The sequence below is a fragment of the Salipiger sp. HF18 genome, from assembly GCF_011806505.1.
Lineage (GTDB): Bacteria > Pseudomonadota > Alphaproteobacteria > Rhodobacterales > Rhodobacteraceae > Salipiger > Salipiger thiooxidans.
Genome location: NZ_JAATOS010000916.1, coordinates 1 through 785 on the forward strand (window position 1 = coordinate 1; position 785 = coordinate 785).

The 785-nt window shown below is 71.1% G+C and carries 1 protein-coding gene and 1 pseudogene; both read left to right on the plus strand.

What is annotated here, in order from left to right:
* A partial coding sequence (locus HC022_RS27965; RefSeq protein ID WP_167454538.1) for a helix-turn-helix domain-containing protein occupies positions 1-265 on the plus strand: 265 nt, incomplete at its 5' end.
* Between the two features lie 112 nt (positions 266-377).
* Positions 378-785 (plus strand): annotated as a pseudogene (locus tag HC022_RS27970) (diguanylate cyclase); the annotation flags it as partial.

The following is a 785-nucleotide window of genomic DNA, read 5'->3' on the forward strand; positions in this document are numbered from 1 at the left end:
GACCCACCTCACCCGCACCGCCCGCGCCTGCTGCGGCATGACCGCGGTGGCGATGCTGGCCGAGCGCAAGCTGCACGAGGCGCAGCGCCTGCTCGCCCTGCCGGAACCGGCGGTCAACCGCATCGCCGAGGCGCTCGGCTTCAACAGCGCGCCCTATTTCACCCGCTTCATCCGCAGCCACACCGGGCTCTCTCCGACCGAGATCCGCAACGGCGGCAAGCCCGGCGCACGGGCGCCCCAGACGCGCGGCGCCCTTCACCGATAGGAGAGGCGGGCGGAAGCCTCTTGCCGCGAGAGGGGCTTCAGGGTTTCATGGCCGCCGAGGGAGAAGACCGGTGCCGGCGCGACCGTCGGCCCGCGACCATGAAGGACGGGGTATGACGCAGAGGGGAGAAGCTGAACGGGTCCATCCGGGGGCACGCGCCTGCGCACGCGACCTGAAGGCCGGGCGGCTCGACCGTCGTGAATTCCTGACCCGCGCCACGGCGCTTGGACTCAGCGCAACCGCCGCCTACGCGCTCGGCGGGCTCGGCACGCCCGCGCGGGCCGAGGAAGAGCCCGGCCTCGCCGGTTCCAGCAGCCTGCGCATCCAGATGGAGGTCCGCCCGATCAAGGACCCGCGCACCGCCGACTGGTCCGAGATCGCCAATTTCTACCGGGGCTGGCTCGAGTATCTCGTCGAGTACAACCGCGACGGCACCGTGCGCGGCATGCTGCTGGAACTCTCTTCTGTCAGCGACGACTCAACCGAATACGTGCTGCACGTCCGCCCCGGGGTGCGCTGG